The 15,792-nt window shown below is 65.8% G+C and carries 16 protein-coding genes; 6 read left to right on the top strand and 10 right to left on the bottom strand.

From position 1 onward, the window contains the following. Positions 1 to 105: 105 nt before the first annotated feature. Positions 106 to 750 carry a TetR/AcrR family transcriptional regulator gene (locus HBA99_RS09730; protein WP_081343178.1) on the top strand — a complete coding sequence of 215 codons (645 nt, stop codon included), beginning with the start codon at positions 106 to 108 and terminating at the stop codon, positions 748 to 750. Here HBA99_RS09730 and HBA99_RS09725 read toward each other — a convergent pair. The 4 genes from HBA99_RS09725 to HBA99_RS09710 all read right to left on the bottom strand — a co-directional run bounded on the left by HBA99_RS09725 (position 633) and on the right by HBA99_RS09710 (position 4,698). After that, positions 633 to 1,895 (bottom strand): lysine N(6)-hydroxylase/L-ornithine N(5)-oxygenase family protein, encoded by a 1,263-nt coding sequence (locus tag HBA99_RS09725; protein WP_057966262.1) that lies wholly within the window; start codon positions 1,893 to 1,895, stop codon positions 633 to 635. The genes HBA99_RS09730 and HBA99_RS09725 overlap by 118 nt on opposite strands. A 16-nt stretch (positions 1,896 to 1,911) precedes the next feature. Further along, positions 1,912 to 2,748, bottom strand: a complete 837-nt coding sequence (locus HBA99_RS09720) for a GNAT family N-acetyltransferase (RefSeq protein WP_030095432.1) — start codon at positions 2,746 to 2,748, stop codon at positions 1,912 to 1,914. Between the two features lie 90 nt (positions 2,749 to 2,838). Further along, entirely contained in the window at positions 2,839 to 4,233 is a 1,395-nt protein-coding gene (locus HBA99_RS09715) for an MFS transporter (protein ID WP_070951118.1), read from the bottom strand. Beyond that, positions 4,234 to 4,698 carry an RDD family protein gene (locus HBA99_RS09710; protein WP_030095430.1) on the bottom strand — a complete coding sequence of 155 codons (465 nt, stop codon included), beginning with the start codon at positions 4,696 to 4,698 and terminating at the stop codon, positions 4,234 to 4,236. It abuts the gene before it with no gap. 140 nt (positions 4,699 to 4,838) lie between these two features. On the opposite strand from HBA99_RS09710, the gene glnA reads away from it, so the two are divergent. The 4 genes from glnA to HBA99_RS09690 all read left to right on the top strand — a co-directional run bounded on the left by glnA (position 4,839) and on the right by HBA99_RS09690 (position 8,194). Then, a complete protein-coding gene (gene glnA / locus HBA99_RS09705) occupies positions 4,839 to 6,275 on the top strand; it encodes a type I glutamate--ammonia ligase (RefSeq protein ID WP_030095429.1) in 1,437 nt (478 codons plus the stop codon). Between the two features lie 137 nt (positions 6,276 to 6,412). Then, the gene (hchA, locus tag HBA99_RS09700) at positions 6,413 to 7,291 is read left to right on the top strand and encodes a glyoxalase III HchA (RefSeq protein ID WP_070952256.1); all 879 of its coding nucleotides are present in this window, start codon (positions 6,413 to 6,415) and stop codon (positions 7,289 to 7,291) included. Positions 7,292 to 7,329: 38 nt separating this feature from the next. Further along, positions 7,330 to 7,740, top strand: a complete 411-nt coding sequence (locus HBA99_RS09695) for a DoxX family protein (protein ID WP_030095427.1) — start codon at positions 7,330 to 7,332, stop codon at positions 7,738 to 7,740. 34 nt (positions 7,741 to 7,774) lie between these two features. Then, positions 7,775 to 8,194: a DoxX family protein gene (locus HBA99_RS09690; RefSeq protein ID WP_070951119.1), complete on the top strand. Its 420-nt coding sequence runs from the start codon at positions 7,775 to 7,777 to the stop codon at positions 8,192 to 8,194. On the opposite strand, the gene HBA99_RS09685 is transcribed toward HBA99_RS09690, so the two are convergent. Further along, positions 8,181 to 9,119 carry an endonuclease/exonuclease/phosphatase family protein gene (locus tag HBA99_RS09685; protein WP_070930648.1) on the bottom strand — a complete coding sequence of 313 codons (939 nt, stop codon included), beginning with the start codon at positions 9,117 to 9,119 and terminating at the stop codon, positions 8,181 to 8,183. The genes HBA99_RS09690 and HBA99_RS09685 overlap by 14 nt on opposite strands. A 52-nt stretch (positions 9,120 to 9,171) precedes the next feature. Between HBA99_RS09685 and HBA99_RS09680 the strand changes: the two genes are divergently transcribed. Further along, positions 9,172 to 9,675: a nuclear transport factor 2 family protein gene (locus HBA99_RS09680; RefSeq protein WP_070951120.1), complete on the top strand. Its 504-nt coding sequence runs from the start codon at positions 9,172 to 9,174 to the stop codon at positions 9,673 to 9,675. 10 nt (positions 9,676 to 9,685) lie between these two features. On the opposite strand, the gene HBA99_RS09675 is transcribed toward HBA99_RS09680, so the two are convergent. The 5 genes from HBA99_RS09675 to HBA99_RS09655 form a co-directional block, all read right to left on the bottom strand. Continuing rightward, positions 9,686 to 10,975: a sensor histidine kinase gene (locus tag HBA99_RS09675; RefSeq protein ID WP_070951121.1), complete on the bottom strand. Its 1,290-nt coding sequence runs from the start codon at positions 10,973 to 10,975 to the stop codon at positions 9,686 to 9,688. Beyond that, positions 10,972 to 11,652: a response regulator transcription factor gene (locus tag HBA99_RS09670; protein ID WP_075874189.1), complete on the bottom strand. Its 681-nt coding sequence runs from the start codon at positions 11,650 to 11,652 to the stop codon at positions 10,972 to 10,974. Before HBA99_RS09670 ends, HBA99_RS09675 begins: the two co-directional genes overlap by 4 nt. A gap of 67 nt (positions 11,653 to 11,719) precedes the next feature. After that, positions 11,720 to 12,277 carry a hemophore-related protein gene (locus tag HBA99_RS09665; RefSeq protein WP_070951122.1) on the bottom strand — a complete coding sequence of 186 codons (558 nt, stop codon included), beginning with the start codon at positions 12,275 to 12,277 and terminating at the stop codon, positions 11,720 to 11,722. A 146-nt stretch (positions 12,278 to 12,423) separates the two neighbouring features. Then, positions 12,424 to 12,756: a hemophore-related protein gene (locus HBA99_RS09660; protein WP_030095420.1), complete on the bottom strand. Its 333-nt coding sequence runs from the start codon at positions 12,754 to 12,756 to the stop codon at positions 12,424 to 12,426. Between the two features lie 54 nt (positions 12,757 to 12,810). Continuing rightward, entirely contained in the window at positions 12,811 to 15,792 is a 2,982-nt protein-coding gene (locus HBA99_RS09655; RefSeq protein ID WP_070951123.1) for a bifunctional [glutamine synthetase] adenylyltransferase/[glutamine synthetase]-adenylyl-L-tyrosine phosphorylase, read from the bottom strand.

Genomic DNA, 15,792 nt, shown 5'->3' with positions numbered 1-15,792 from the left:
CGTTCAGAGGCATGATCTGTGGCGTCTCACGGCGGCTGCGCTACCAGCAGAAACACTGAGAACTCTAGGTAGTTATGTCTCATCTTGAGATAGATTGAGGAACTGATGTCACCTCACTCCGACTGGCTGCACCCCGGCGACCGCCATGCCGCGGCCGCCGACCGCATCGTGTCGGTCGCGGCTCGGCAGATCGCGCGGCACGGGCTGGACCGGCTGAATCTGGATGCGGTGGCCCGCGAGGCGGGGTGCTCACGCGCGACGCTGTATCGGCACATCGGAGGCAAGCCTGCGATTGTCGACGCCGTGCTGGCCCGGAACATCGCAAATGTCACCACCGACATACAGCGGGCGGTCGAGTCCGCGGACGCCCAGCGGCGTGCGGTCACCGCCATCACCGCCTCGTTGACCGCTATCCGCAACGATCCGATTGTCAGCGCAATGGTGGCGACGATGTCGCCGGCCTCGCTCGGCTCCTATCTGAGCCCGACCTCCGAAATTCCACGTTCGGCATCAATGTTTACCGGGCTCGCTGACGACACTGCCGCGCAATGGATTTCGCGCGTAGTGATGGCATTTCTGTTCTGGCCCGCAGCAGACCCGGCGCTGGAGGCAGAGATGATCGAGCGCTTCGTCTACCCGGTCTTGAAGGACGCCACCGCGTCACGGGTCTCCGCCTCGGCGACCAGCGAATCCACAATCTCGCCAGCCCGCACCGCGACATTGGAGAGCAACGAGGACGACAGCCCGTGACTGTGCTCCACCGATCCGTTGAGGTAGACGTCTCCCGGGGCACCTGCCCGCGCCCGTAGCCGGTAGTCGCGTTCGACCACCGGCCGGCCATCGGCGTCGAATTCGTAACACGAAGCCAGCGGTCCCAGGAATGCCCGCACATCCAACGGCCGGTACCCGGTGGCGTACACCACCAAATCGCAGTCGAGCAGCTCGGTCGAGGAGCTCGGCTGATGTGTCACGGCCAGGCGTACCCGTTCGGGCGCCTCGTCCACGGCAACGATCTTCGAGGCGTTGTGCATCCACAGGCGCCGCTGCCCGCTGACCCGTTCCCGATACTCGCGGTCGTAGAGATCGGCGATCAGCGGAGAGTCGACTGCCGCGTAGTTGGTGTCGCGGTGATAGTCGACCAGCTGGCGACGGATCTCGGGGGGCGCACCATAGAAGTCGTCCACCGCGGCCGGATCGAAAATCCTGTTCGCGTAGGGGCTGTCATCTGCCGGGCTGTATCCGTAGCGCGCAAAGATCGCGTGCACCTGGGCATCGGGGTAGCGGCTGTGCAGATACGCCACCGCCTCGGCCGCGCTCTGCCCGGCGCCCACCACCGCGACGCGGGCCGGAGCACCGTCCCACGTACCGAGCCGGTGCAACAGCTCGCTGCTATGCCATTGCCGCGCGGTGGGATTGATACCGGACGGCATCGCCGGGAACGTTCCGCAGCCGAGGACAAGAGCCCGCGCATGCGTCAGACGGTCCGGCGACAATCCCGACGTGTCCTGCAGCCGCACCTCGAACCCGTCGGCGGCGGCGCGAACTCCGACCATCCGCGAGGAATAGACGACATCGGCCCCGAGCGCCTGCTGCGCCCAATCCAGGTAGTCGTGGAATTCCTCCCGGGTCGGGAAGAAACTCTGTTGGTTGATGAAGTCCGGCAGTCGCCCACGCTCTGTCAGGTAGTTGACAAAGGTGTAGTGACTCTTGGGATTTCGTAAGGTCACCAGGTCTTTGAGGAAGGCGACCTGCATCCGCGCGCCCGGGATCAGCATGCCGCGATGCCATCCGAATTGCGATTGGGCATCAACGAACTTGGCCGATGCCCGGTGCGGATGTTCGGAGAGCGCTATTGCCAGCGCCAGGTTCGATGGCCCGAATCCGATCCCGAGCACATCGTGAGAACTATGGCTATCCGAGAGCAAGGGACCGCTCCAGACGCTCCAGATAGCGTTGCCGCGCAGTGTCCTTGGTGACCAGTACCAAGAAGTCCGCCATGTCGAACTCCGGGTCGAAGGACGGCGGTCCACAGATACGTCCGCCGATGCGCAGGCATCCGTGCAGCAGCGGCGGGATCTTCGCCTTCTCCTGAGGCGGGATCTCCTCCAGGGGCACGCCGTCCACAACGACGGGGTTTCTGGGCACGACACGGTATTCGTCGGGGGCGGCAAACCGCTGTGCGAAGTCATGCACCGAGCGCACCAACGATCCACGCGGCCCGCCGTCCTCCATCCGCACGGACAGGCAGCCGATCGCGTATTGATGCTCGGTCATCTGCTGGTACCGGAAGATCCCGGCCCACAGGATCCCCATCACCGCGCCGTTGCGGTGTTCGGGCGCGACAGTAACCCGGCCGATCTCAACCAGTTTGGGCCGCAGCGGGTCGAGTGCCGAGGCATCGAACATGGAGTCGGTGAACGTCTCCCCCGCTGCCTGATACCCCTCGGGCGGCAGTAGCCGACAACAGCCGATGATGGCGCCGGTGTCCTCGTCGCGAGCCAGTAGGTGATCGCAATAGGGATCCAGCTTGTCCAGGTCGATCATCTCGCCTGTGATGGGCCCACGAACAGCGTGCGGCAGTGGCGCCCCCATTTCGTCGGCGAACGCCTGATACCGAAGTCGTTGCGCGGCTTCAACTTCAGCCGGATCTGACGACAAGACAATGCTGTACCGCGGCCGCGGGTTCGCGTCCGTCCCCCGATCGGAACCGACACCGGGCGCCGCGATGAGAACCGCCGCGCTCTCCATGATCGAAAGCTACTCCCTCTGTCTACGGCGTACGACCGCTATGCACAAATCCCTGTGGGCATCCGTGCAGGCAGGCGCGATCACCGATGGCTAGATAGCTAGCGACTCCCCGGTGGCCGGATCGTGCGAGCGATTCATCGTAGCGACAGTGAGCAGAATCAGCGAAATGAACGCGGCGCAGGCCGCCCCGGCCGCCCCCAGCAACAGCACGCTGTCGATGCCCGCGGCGCCCGCGGCCCGCGCATCGGCCTTACCGGCCGCGGCATGCCCGAATGCCACGCCCATGCCTGCCACGCCCAAGAGGATGCCGATCTGGCGGCCCGTGCTCACCGACCCGGTCGCCATCCCGGCGTCATCCAATGGCACGAACTGCAGTGCGGCATCGGATGTCATCGCCGAGAGCGCTCCCAGCCCCAACCCGGCCAATGCCGAGCCGAAGATGAAATGGGTCCAGACCGTATCGGCGTGAGCGCCCGACGCAGCCCACAATCCGACGGCCACCAGCGCCACGCCGCCCGGGATGGCAATCCTGGTGGGCAGTCGCCTACCCGCCAGGATCCCCAACGGGGCTCCCACGATGGTGGCGAGGGTGAGTGGCCCGGCCCGCAGACCTGTCTCAAATGCGTTGTAACCCAATGTGTTCATGAAGTACAACGCCAGATAGTTGGTGGCCGCGATCAGCGTGCCGGAGGCCGCGGCGGCGGCAACCCAGACCCCGGCGAAACCGGGTGAGGTGGCCAGTCGCAGGCTCAGCATGGGCGCGGGGGCGCGCCCCTCCCACCAGAAGAACAGCACGAGGGCCAGTACCGCGACAATGGCCAGCGCACCGGACATGCGGCCCCCAATTCCGCCGTCGTGCAGAGAGATCACCGAGAAGACGCCGGTAACCAGCCCGACGGTGAGCAGCACGGTGCCTACCCAGTCGACCGGCCGCAGCTCGTCGGCCCGGGTCTCGGGCAGGTGCCGCACCGCGATCACCAGCGCGAGCACCCCGACCGGAAGGTTGACCAGGAAGATCGACTGCCATCCGAAGTGTGTGACGAGAAATCCGCCCAGCAGTGGACCGGCGGCGCTGCCCGCACCCATCACCGCGCCGTAGATCGCGATGGGGGCACCGCGGCGCTCCTGCGGATACGCCGCGGCGATGATCGGCAGCGATACCGCCAGCAGGATCGCTCCGCCGATGCCCTGCAGGGCCCGCACCCCGATCAGCATGGGCGCACTGGTCGCGAGCGCACAGCCCAGCGAGGCCGCGGTGAACAGCACGATGCCCAGCAGGTAGAGCCGTCGGCGGCCCAGACGATCACCGAGAGTGGCGGCCGTGAGCAGCAGCCCTGCCATCGGCAGCGCATAGGCGTCGATGACCCATTGCAGATCGGCGAGGTCAGCCCCCAGGGACAGCTGCAGGTCGGCGAGTGCGCTCGACACGATCGTCATGTCGAGCAGCAGCATGAACACCGCCATGCAGACGGCGAGCAGGATCATCTAGCGGGAACGAATCACGACGGTGCGGGTCACCCGGTCGTGCAGACCACGGCCGTCAACGTCGGTGATGAGCGGCGGCACGATGAGGGCGATCAGCAGATTCCGGATGAACGCGCGGCCGATGCCCACCGAGTTGGTCCCGTCGGCGGGCGCGACCTGCAAGCCCGCCAGGTATTGGCCAGGAGTGAACCGCCACAGCCGCACCGCGACCGTTCCGATCGCGATCCAGGTCAGCAGCTGGGCCGAGGAAAGCGTGGGCGACAACAGATTTCCCTTGACGAACAGCAGCGCCAGGCCACCGGCGATCAGCCAATCGAGCAGCAGCGCCAGTAGCCGCCGCGCCATCGGTGCCGCCGATCCGGGCCCGGTCGCGGGCAGACCGAGCTGCTCTCCCGGGTACCGAGAGTTGCCCGCGCCCTGCACCGAACCAAGCCCCGACAACCATGAACCCAGGTCTCGCGCCATACTCACAGCGTAAATGCCAACCGAACTGTGGTTACGCGTAACATCCGCGCAACATATGGTTGACCGGCAGGCAACACCGGCTCCATAGGTTCATTCGCGCGTTCATGGATCAGTGGAACAAGAGGCAATTAAGGAGAAGCATGGCGTTCAGTAGCCCCGACGAGGTATTCAAGTTCATTGCCGACGAGAAGGTCGAGTACGTGGACGTCAGGTTCTGTGACCTGCCGGGCGTCGTGCAGCACTTCTCCATCCCTGCATCTGCTTTCGATGCCAGCGTCTTCGAAGACGGCCTTGGCTTCGACGGATCCTCCGTGCGCGGATTCCAGTCGATCCACGAGTCCGACATGCTGCTGCTCCCCGATATCTCGACGGCCAAGATCGACCCGTTCCGCGCCGCCAAGACGCTGAACGTCAACTTCTTCGTCCACGACCCGTTCACCCGCGAGGCTTACTCGCGTGACCCGCGCAACGTGGCCCGCAAGGCGGAGCAGTACCTGACCAGCACCGGCATCGCCGACACCTGTTACTTCGGCGCCGAGGCAGAGTTCTACATCTTCGACTCGGTCAGCTTCGACTCGAAGATCAACGGCACCTTCTACGAGATCGACTCCGAGGCTGGCTGGTGGAACACCGGCGAGCCCTACGAGGAGGACGGCAGCCCGAACCGCGGCTACAAGGTGCGCCCCAAGGGTGGCTACTTCCCCGTCGCCCCGTACGACCACTTCGTCGACCTGCGTGACGAGATGACCACCAACCTGATCAACGCCGGATTCACCCTGGAGCGCGGTCACCACGAGGTGGGCACCGGTGGGCAGGCCGAGATCAACTACAAGTTCAACACGCTGCTGGCCGCGGCCGACGACGTGCTGTTGTTCAAATACATCATCAAGAACACCGCGTGGGCCAACGGCAAGACCGTCACCTTCATGCCCAAGCCCCTGTTCGGTGACAACGGATCGGGTATGCACGCCCACATGTCCCTGTGGAAGGACGGCAAGCCGCTGTTCCACGATGAGGCCGGATACGCCGGGCTCTCGGACGTGGCCCGTCACTACATCGGCGGCATCCTGCACCACGCCCCGTCGCTGCTCGCGTTCACGAACCCGACGGTGAACTCCTACAAGCGGCTGGTGCCGGGCTACGAGGCCCCGATCAACCTGGTCTACAGCCAGCGCAACCGCTCAGCGTGCGTGCGTATCCCGATCACCGGCAACAACCCGAAGGCCAAGCGCCTCGAGTTCCGTTGCCCGGACAGCTCGGGTAACCCGTACCTGGCGTTCGCGGCCATGCTGATGGCAGGCATCGACGGCATCAAGAACAAGATCGAGCCGCTGGCGCCCGTCGACAAGGACCTGTACGAGCTGCCTCCGGAGGAGGCCGCCAACATTCCGCAGGCCCCGACCAACCTGGCCACCGTGATCGACAACCTCGAGAAGGATCACGAATACCTCACCGAGGGTGGCGTTTTCACCTCCGATCTGATCGAGACCTGGATCGCGTTCAAGCGCGAGAACGAGATCGAGCCGATCAACATCCGTCCTCACCCGTACGAAGTTGCTCTGTACTTTGATGTGTAGAGCCGTGTAATCCGCACATCGCACAAGGCCCCCGGGATCTTCCCGGGGGCCTTGTCGTTTTCGCGGCACGGAGTACGGTGGAGCGGCGTACGTTGAAAGTAGATGTCCCGTCTAACTTTTCGAGGAGCGTGGAATCCGTGCCGAACGCAGCCGAGGAACTGAACAGGACCCCAGTCCCCGACCCCGCCGAAGACAACGCCTTCTTTCCGTCCCCGTACTCGCTGAGCCAGTACGTGCCGCCCAAGACAGACTTCGCCGGAGTTCGCTATGAGAACGCCTACACCGGTGGACGCTGGAAGATCCTGATGATCGCCACCGAAGAGCGCTACATGCTCATGCAGAACGGGACGATGTTCTCCACCGGAAACCATCCCGTTGAGATGCTGCTGCCCCTGCACCACCTGAAGGCCGCGGGCTTCGGCATCGATGTCGCCACGGTGTCCGGCAATCCAGCCAAGCTTGAGCTCTGGGCGATGCCCCGCCAGGACGAGGCCGTGTTGAAGACCTACGCCGAGCTGTCCGCCCAACTGAAGAAACCGCAGAAGCTCTCCCGGATCATCGCCGAGGGCCTGGGTCCGGACTCGGACTACCTCGCCGTGTTCATTCCCGGCGGTCACGGCGTGCTTCTGGGCATCCCGGACAGCGAGGAAGTCCGGACGGTCTTGGATTGGGCGCTGGAGTACGACAAATACATCATCACCCTCTGCCATGGCCCGGGCGCGCTGCTGGCCGCCGGACTGGACCGCGATGAATCACCCTTTCAGGGCTACAGCCTGTGTGTGTTCCCGGACAGCCTGGACACCGGCGTCAACATTGAAATCGGTTACATCCCAGGGCAAATGCCGTGGCTTGTCGGCGAGAATCTGCATAAGCAGGGCGTCACGATCCTCAACACCGGGATCACCGGGCAGACACACGCCGACCGCAAGCTACTCACCGGCGACAGCCCGCTGGCGTCCAACAACCTCGGCCTGCTGGCGGCGGAGACCCTGGTCAACGCGGTCACCGACGGCTAGGCAGGAATAAAGCGGACTATGGTCCTATTGTTAGACGCATGGCACTCGCTGATATCGAAACCAAGCTCACCGGCCTGACGCCGGTCGCCCTGTCGGCATTCCGGATCGTGGTGGGGTTCCTGTTCTTCCTACACGGCACCTCTCACCTGTTCGGGTGGCCACTGGCCTCGTACCTGCAGCCCGTCGGCACCCTGCCCTGGTGGGCCGGCATCATCGAGTTCCTTGGCGGAGCGGCGATCATCCTCGGGCTCGGCACCCGGATCGCCGCGTTCGTGTCATCCGGCGCGATGGCGGTCGCCTACTTCACCTACCACCAGCCCGAGGGGCTGTTGCCGATCCAGAACAACGGCGAGGGCGCCGCTCTCTACAGCTGGATCTTCCTCCTGCTGGTGTTCACCGGCGGCGGGTCACTATCGCTCGACCGATTCATTACCCGCGCTAAGCGCTAAGTCCTTACGCCAGAATTGGTTTAGCATCCTGGCCATGGCCTCTTCCAGCACCTCCAGCTCAGTCGCCAAGCTCGACGGCGCCACACCCGTTGTCCTGTCGTTGTTCCGTATCGTCTTCGGGTTCCTGTTCACCGTGCACGGCACCGCCATCCTGTTCCGCTGGCCCGACCTGGCCTCGATGCCCCCGGTGGAGTCGTGGTCGCTGGGCTGGTGGGCGGGCGCCATCGAGTTCCTCACCGGTGTCGCGATTCTGTTCGGCGCCGGGACCCGCATCGCGGCGTTCCTGGCCTCCGGCACGATGGCGTTCGCGTATTTCACCCAGCACCAGTCCGATGGACTGCTTCCCATTGAGAACAACGGCGAACTGGCCGTCCTGTTCTGCTGGGCCTTCTTCCTGCTGGTGTTTACCGGTGGTGGCTCGCTGTCGATCGACGCGGCGCTCAAGAAGAGCTAGGCACAACCACCGTGGCAATGAGCGCCCGGTGGTCGGTGCCGTAGATCTCCTGGGTGGTCACCGAGGTGGCGGCGGCCCCGCGGGTCAGTACGTGATCGATCCCGATCAGCCGGGTGTACCAGCGCCCCTCACGCCACGTCGGCAGCCAGCCGGCCCCGGCCTGATCCACGGCATCGGCGAAGCCGCCGGTGAGGATCTGCCGGAACACGAAGTGATCGTAGGTGGCGTTAAAGTCACCACCGACAATGACTTTCACGTCCGGGCGTAGTGCTTGCAACTGACGGCCGATGGTGTCCAGCTCGGTGAGCCAGCCCGGCGAACTCATATCCTTCTCCGGCGGGCGGGTGTGCACGGCGACGAGCATCACCGGCCCCACACCAGGGATTTCGGCTTCCGCCCAGATCTGCCGCATGGCGAAGCTCTGGTCGTCCTGATGCACCGGGGTCAACGGATACCGACTCCAGATACCTGTGCCGGCGGCTTTCGGCTCAGCAACGGTGTACGAATACGGGAGCACTGAATCAATACCCGCGGCAACGAGTTTCACTCGGGCCTCCGGGGTGAGTTCGTCGACCGTCACCACGTCCACGTCGTGCTCGTGGATCGCGGCCACCACTGCCCCGGCGTCACCGGCACCGAAACGCAGATTGGTCTGCAGCACGGTGACGGTTGTCCCCTGCGGATGGGTGTCGGCCAGGTACAGCGGTGCGATGGCCAGTACCTGCAACGCGATCACCACGGTCGCCGTCAGCACGCCCCACCACTGCCGTACCGAAAGGAACAGCAACAGCCCCAGGATCATCAGCAGACAGGTAACCGGCCAGCCTGCGGTCAGCCCGATCAGGGGCGACCAACTGGATCGCGCCCAGCGCGAAACGATCGCCAGGATGGCAACGACGGCCAGCAGCCAACCCAACGCCCCCACGGCGGTCCGTCCACGCACCTCAGGGACGGTACCTTATGGCACTCTCTTACCCATGCCGTCGTTTAGCCGCGCCGAACTCGAGGAAGCGTTCGCGCAACACCAGGCCACCGTCCATCGTTGTATCGAAACCGGCGACTGGAACCCCTACGCCGAGATGTACACCGACGACGCCCTCTACATCGAACACGTGGTGGGCCGCCTGCACGGTAAGGAGGCAATTCGGCAGTACATCACCGCGGTCATGGCGGAGTTCCCCGGCAACCACATGCCGAGCCTGCCCGCCACCTGGACGGTCTTCGACCCCGAAAAGGGTTGGGTGGTTTGCGAAATCGATAACGTGATGAGCGATCCGGGCGACGGCCAGCATTGGGGCGAACCGAACCTGACCGTGCTGCACTACGCCGGGAACGGGCTGTGGTCGCAGCAGGAGGACGCCTACAACCCCGCGAACATGGTCAAAATGGTGCGGCGTTGGTGCAGGGCCGCCGAGACGTCCGGGAGCCTTCCCGAGGAGGCCCGCGACTGGCTCGCCAAGTACGGGTCGCGCAAGAACTAGTCGCCGGTTTCTATTCGGCCAGAATCGTCAGCGTTGCCCGCAGCCCGCCCAGCGGACTTTCCGACAGCACCACATCTCCCCCGTGCAGCGCGGCCTGCTGCGCGACGAGCGCCAGACCCAACCCCAGCCCGCCGGGCTTGGCGCCGGGGCCACGTTCGAACCGCCCGAGCACCCGCTCCCGATCGGACTCGGGAAGGCCGGTGCCGTCGTCGTCGACCTCGATCACCAGTCGGCTATCGACCCGATTCGCGGCCAGCACAACATGTTTGGCATTGCCATGGTTGATGGCGTTACGCACCAGGTTGTCCACCGCCAACCGCAGCCCATCAGGCCAGCCCAGCACCACGCCGCCGTCATCGGAGTTGACGGTGATCTCCGGCGTGTCGGCACGGTGCATCGAAGCGTCCGCTGCCACCCGGTCCAGCAGGTCGGCGATGTCCACCAGTTCACGGTCCTCGGGACGGGCGAGATCGCCCGAGGCCAGCTGACCGAGTGCGGTAATGGTGGCTTCGACACGGCGCTGCGCACGCTGCAGGTCGCCGATCACCTCGGTGCGTTCCTCATTCGAGAGGTCATGCGCGCGCAGCGTGTCCAGATCGGCGCGCATCGCGGTGAGCGGAGTGCGCAGTTCATGTGCGGCGCTGGCCGCGAAATCGCGGGCCGCCAGAAGAGATTTGGTGGTCTCTGACTGCGCTGCCGAGACCCGCCCGAGCATGGCGGCCATGGCGTCGGCAAGTTCTTCGGACTCCCGTGCGCCGCGCACCGCCGCGACATGCAGACCGTCGGTGTCGAGTTGCCGGGTCTGATCGGTGAGTTGGTGCAGCGGTCGCACCGCACGGCCCGCGAAAAGCCACGCGAAGCCGCCGGCTAGCAGCATCGAGAGCACACCAACGGCGATGAACACCGGAATTCCACGATGATTGACCAGGACCGCGTCGGCCCGGGTTCCCAGGGACAGCACGGTCTGCTCTTCCGGGCTCTCGATGGTCCGCACACGGTAGGTCACACCGCCGACGGTGACGTTCTCGGTTCCCAGCGGCAGCCTCGGCAGCTCGACACCCCGGAAGATCACCAGCCCACCACTTTTGGAGTCCCGGACGGTGAGCACAAAGGTGGTGTCCCCGTGTCGGGTGGTGGCCTGTACCGCGTCGACGAGTACATCCAGGCGCCGATCGAGCTGTTGAGTATCATTGCGCGCCAGCGCAATACCGGCGACTATGCCGATCAGGGCAACTACCAGTCCGGCGGCAAGGAAGGCCGCGACCGCGACTCGGGTCCGCAGCGAGAGCGAGCGTTTCACGGCTCTTCTCGCATCACGTACCCGACGCCTCGCACGGTATGGATGACCCGAGACGATCCCCCGGTTTCAAGCTTGCGGCGCAGGTAGCTCACGAAAACGTCGGCGACATTGGTTTCGACGTCAAAGTCGTACCCCCACACCAGTTCCAGCAGCCGGGTGCGGCTCAGCACCACACCGGTGTTTTCGGCCAGCACTGCCAGCAGATCGAACTCACGCTTGCTCAGCTCCACGCGTTCTCCGCTGGCGAAGACCAGCCGGCGGGATATGTCGACGGTGATCTGACCGACGGTGATGGCGGAGGCGGCAAGGCCACCGCCGCCCGCGCCGCGACGACGGAGCAGGGCGCGCAGGCGTGCCACCAACTCGCCGAGGTCGAAGGGTTTTGTCAGGTAGTCGTCGGCACCGGCCTCCAGGCCGGCGATCCGGTCATTGACGGTGTCGCGTGCGCTCAGTACGCAGATCGGAATGTCATTACCGAGGGCCCGTAGCGCGGTAACCACCGCCACCCCGTCCAGCTCGGGCATTTGCACATCGAGCACCAGGGCGTCGGGCTCATCGGCCGCGAGCTGGGTCAGTGCATCGCGACCATCGACAGCGACCCGGACGTCGAAACCCGAGTGGCGTAGCCCGCGGGCTACTGAGTTCCGGACGTCCGGGTCGTCATCAACCATCAACACCTTGTGACGGGCGGCATTTTCCTGAGTCATTGCTGCTTAAGGCTAAGCCGCCCGTCTGAGAGAGGTGTTAGGCGTCCTGCTGATCGACCACCGCGGTGACGGCAGGCGAAGCCGGCTTGGCCGGGGCGGCCGGCTGGGTGCCGGCGTTCTCCGCGACGTCCTGAGCGGGCTGCTGCTGCGGCGCGAAGGGGTTCCACGGCTGCTGCGGCTGCTCAGCGGGGGCGTCCTCGGTGGCGGGCTGTGCCGGCTGGCCAACCAGTCCGGCCGGGGCGGCCGGCGCGGCGTCATCGGTGTCCGCGCCACAGCTGCTCTTCAGGCTCGTCAGCGGCTGACGGATCTTGTCGAGCTCGGCCTTGGCGGCGGGCTGGCCATCCAGGTAGGTCTTGATGGCTTCGTGGCGCTCGCCCTCGGGGGCACCCTTGGCGGCCTTGGTGATGCCGTCGTTGATGGTCGGGTTCTTGTCCAGGTAGCTCGCGACCTGGCTCGACACTGTCGAGTGGGTACGGGCGAACTCGGCGGCAGTGCACTGGCCGGGAGCCGCACCAGCGGCGCCTGCGAATGCCAGGGCGCTGGCCACTGCACCGGCACCAACGACACCGCTGAGGACAGCAGAGGTGAACTTCATGGAGTAACTCCTTGTTCAGCGTTACAGCCGACGAGATGCCGGCCCGTCGGGGACGCTATCGAGCGTTGGTTGGACGGTCATGGCTCGAACGTTAAGAAACCATGAGAAGCGCGGCGAAAACTACCGCCATGTAGTTCGACGGGCCCCTACTCTCCGGGCCAGCATCGGTTCTTGAAGTCCTGCACCGGCTGACGGATCGCATCCAGGTCTGCCTTGGCCGCCGGATTGGCATTGAGATACGCCTGCACGGCCTCGTGCTTGGCGCCGCCGTCGCCCGGCGTGTTCTTGAGCGCATCGCTTATCCCGGTGTTGACGTCGGGATGGCGCTCCAGGTATTCCGCGCGTTTAGTCGCCTCCACCGCATCGAGCCGCGCTTCCTCGGAGACGGTGCAATCACCCGGCTTGGCATAGGCGGGTGCTGCCACGCCAAGGGCACCGGCGACGACACCGAGACCCACGACAATCGATGTGTATTTCATAGCCGCTCCTTGAGGGATATGGATCCGCGGAAAGGGACCGTGACCCGCACGAAGCTACTCCCCGAACACCCGCTGCACGACCGCTTTCGCGCGCCTGGTCACGCGCAGATAGTTGTCCAGAAACTCGCCGCCATCGTTGTCCGGCCAGCCGGCCGCCGCGGCCACCGTGTTGAGTAGCCGGCCAGGGCCGGGCAGCTGGTCGGTGGGCTTACCCCGCGCCAATACCAATGCGTTGCGTGCGTTGGTGGCGGTCAGCCAGGCCTGGCGCAGCAGCTCGGCATCCTCGGCCTCGATGAGCCCGGCCTGCGCTGCGGCCTCCAGCGTCTGCAGGGTCGAGGTGCTGTGCAGAGAGGGATGTTCATGGGCGTGGCGCAACTGCAGCAGCTGCACGGTCCACTCCACATCGGCCAGTCCGCCGCGGCCCAGCTTGGTGTTGGTGTTCGGGTCCGCGCCGCGGGGCAGCCGTTCGGCATCCACCCGCGCCTTGATCCGCCGGATCTCGCGCACCGCGTCCAGGGCGATACCACCGGCGGGGTACCGCGTCTTGTCGATCATGTGCAGGAACCGCAGACCCAGGTCCGCATCTCCGGCGACGCTGTGCGCGCGCAGTAGCGCCTGCACTTCCCACGGTTGTGCCCATTGGGCGTAATAGGCCTCGTAGGCGGTCAGGGTGCGCACCATCGGCCCATTGCGTCCCTCGGGACGCAGACCGGTGTCGACCTGTAGCGGCGGGTCGGTGCTCGGTGCACCGAGCAGCTTGCCAAGCTTCTCGGCGATCGTGGCCGACCAGCGGACGGCCTCGTCGTCGGTGGCACCACCGCGCGCCTCGCACACATACAGGACGTCGGCATCGGAGCCATAGCCCAGCTCGCCGCCGCCCAGACGCCCCATGCCGATAACGGCGATGCTGGCCGGAGCCTCTTCGCCGTCGGGAACACTGCCCTTGATCAGCGCATCCAGGGCGGCCTGCAGCACCGCCACCCACACCGAGGTCAGCGCGCCGCAGACATCGACCACGTCCAGCAGACCCAGCAGATCCGCCGAGGCCACCCGCGCCAGCTCCCGGCGCCGCAACGATCGTGCCGCCCCGATCGCACGCTCCGGATCGGTGTGCCGCGCCGAGGACGCGATCAGCGCCCCCGCCACCGAGACTGGCTCCGCCTCAAGAAGTTTGGGACCATTGGGCCCGTCGGCGTACAGCTGAATCACCTCGGGCGCCCGCATGATGAGGTCCGGCACGTAGGCCGAGGTGCCCAGGATCAGCATGAGCCGCTTGGCCACCGCGCCCTCGTCACGCAGCGTGCGCAGGTACCAGGTCTGGTCGACCAGCGCCTCGCTCACTCGGCGATAGGCCAGCAGTCCGGCATCCGGATCTGGGGTATCCGCCAGCCAATCCAAAAGCGTTGGCAGCAAGATGGTTTGGATGCGTCCGCGGCGCCCACCCTCCTTGGTCAGCGCGGACAGGTGACTGAGCGCATGCTGCGGCTGCTGGTAACCCAGGGCCGCGAGCTGACGCACCGCCGCCTCGTTGGACAGCCCCAACGCCTCCTTGTCGAACTCGGTGACCGACTCCAGCAGCGGTTGGTAGAACAACTTGGTGTGCAGGCGCGACACCCGCACCGCCTGTCGCTTGATCTCGGCGCGCAGCACCCCGACCGCGTCGTTCTGCCCGTCGGGACGCACGTGCGCGGCCCGGGCCAGCCAGCGCATGGCCTCGGTGTCTTCCGGCGCGGGCAAAGTGTGCGTGCGCTTGAGCCGCTGCAACTGCAACCGGTGCTCCAGTAGGCGCAAGAACTCATACGAGGCAGTCAGATTCGCGCCGTCGTCACGCCCGATGTATCCCCCGGTGGATAGCGCCGCCAACGCGTCCACGGTGGAGGCGACATGTAGCGACTCGTCGGCCCGGCCATGCACCAACTGCAGCAGCTGTACCGCGAATTCGACGTCCCGCAGCCCGCCGGTGCCCAGTTTGATCTCGCGCTCGCGTAGGTCTGCCGGCACCAGCGATTCCACCCGGCGGCGCATCGCCTGTACTTCCGGCACGAAGTCATCACGCTCGCAGGCCGCCCACACCATCGGCATGAGGGCGTCCAGGTATGCCTGGCCCAGCTCCGTATCGCCGACGGCAGGCCGCGCCTTCAGCAGGGCCTGGAACTCCCAGGTCTTGGCCCAGCGCCGGTAGTAGGCCACATGAGAATCCAGGGTGCGCACCAGCGCCCCCGCCTTACCCTCCGGGCGCAGTGCCGCGTCCACCTCGAAGAAGGTGCTCGAGCCGATGCGCATCATCTCCCCGGCGACCCGGGTGGTCAGCGAATCGGCCTCCTGCGCCACGAAGATGACATCGACGTCGCTGACGTAATTGAGTTCGCGCGCACCGCATTTGCCCATGGCGATGACCGCGAGCCGGGGCGGGTCCTGCCCCTCCGGGACCACCAGCGATACCGCCACAGACAGTGCCGCCGTCAGCGCGGCATCGGCCAGATCCGACAGGTGCTGGCCCACCACAGGGAACGGCAGCACCGGTTCGTTCTCCACGGTGGCGGCCAGATCGAGTGCGGCGAGCACCAGCAGCCGATCTCGGTACGCGTCGCGCAACGCCGAGATCGCGGCGCCCTCGGATACCGAGGCACGGCCCCTTGCCGCGCCAACAGCCGTCAAGAATCGTTCTTGCAGAGCCTCTTTGGACTCAAGCTCGATATCCCCAACCAACAGCCGCCAACGGGCAGGATGGGCTACCAGGTGATCGCCGAGCGCCAGCGATGACCCGATCACCGAGAGCAATCGCCCGCGCAGGGCGGTATCCGCGCTGAGCTCCCGGTCCAACGCGGCCCAGTCGGCGCCCATCTCCTCGTGCAGCCGGATCAGGGTCAGTAGCGCGGCATCCGCGTCGGGCGACCTCGACAACGACCACAGCAACGGGACGTGCGCCTCGGTGGTCCAACCCAGCTCTTCGAGCAGAGACGCGGCCCGCGCGTCGACGAGCCCCAGCCGCCCGACACTGGGAACCTTCGAACGCTCGGTGGAGGCCCGGGTCAC

Origin of the sequence: Mycobacteroides chelonae (genome assembly GCF_016767715.1) — a bacterium.
Taxonomy (GTDB): Bacteria; Actinomycetota; Actinomycetes; order Mycobacteriales; family Mycobacteriaceae; genus Mycobacterium; species Mycobacterium gwanakae.
Note: the sequence above shows the minus strand (reverse complement) of the source record. Positions and strands in the feature narration are given on the sequence as shown.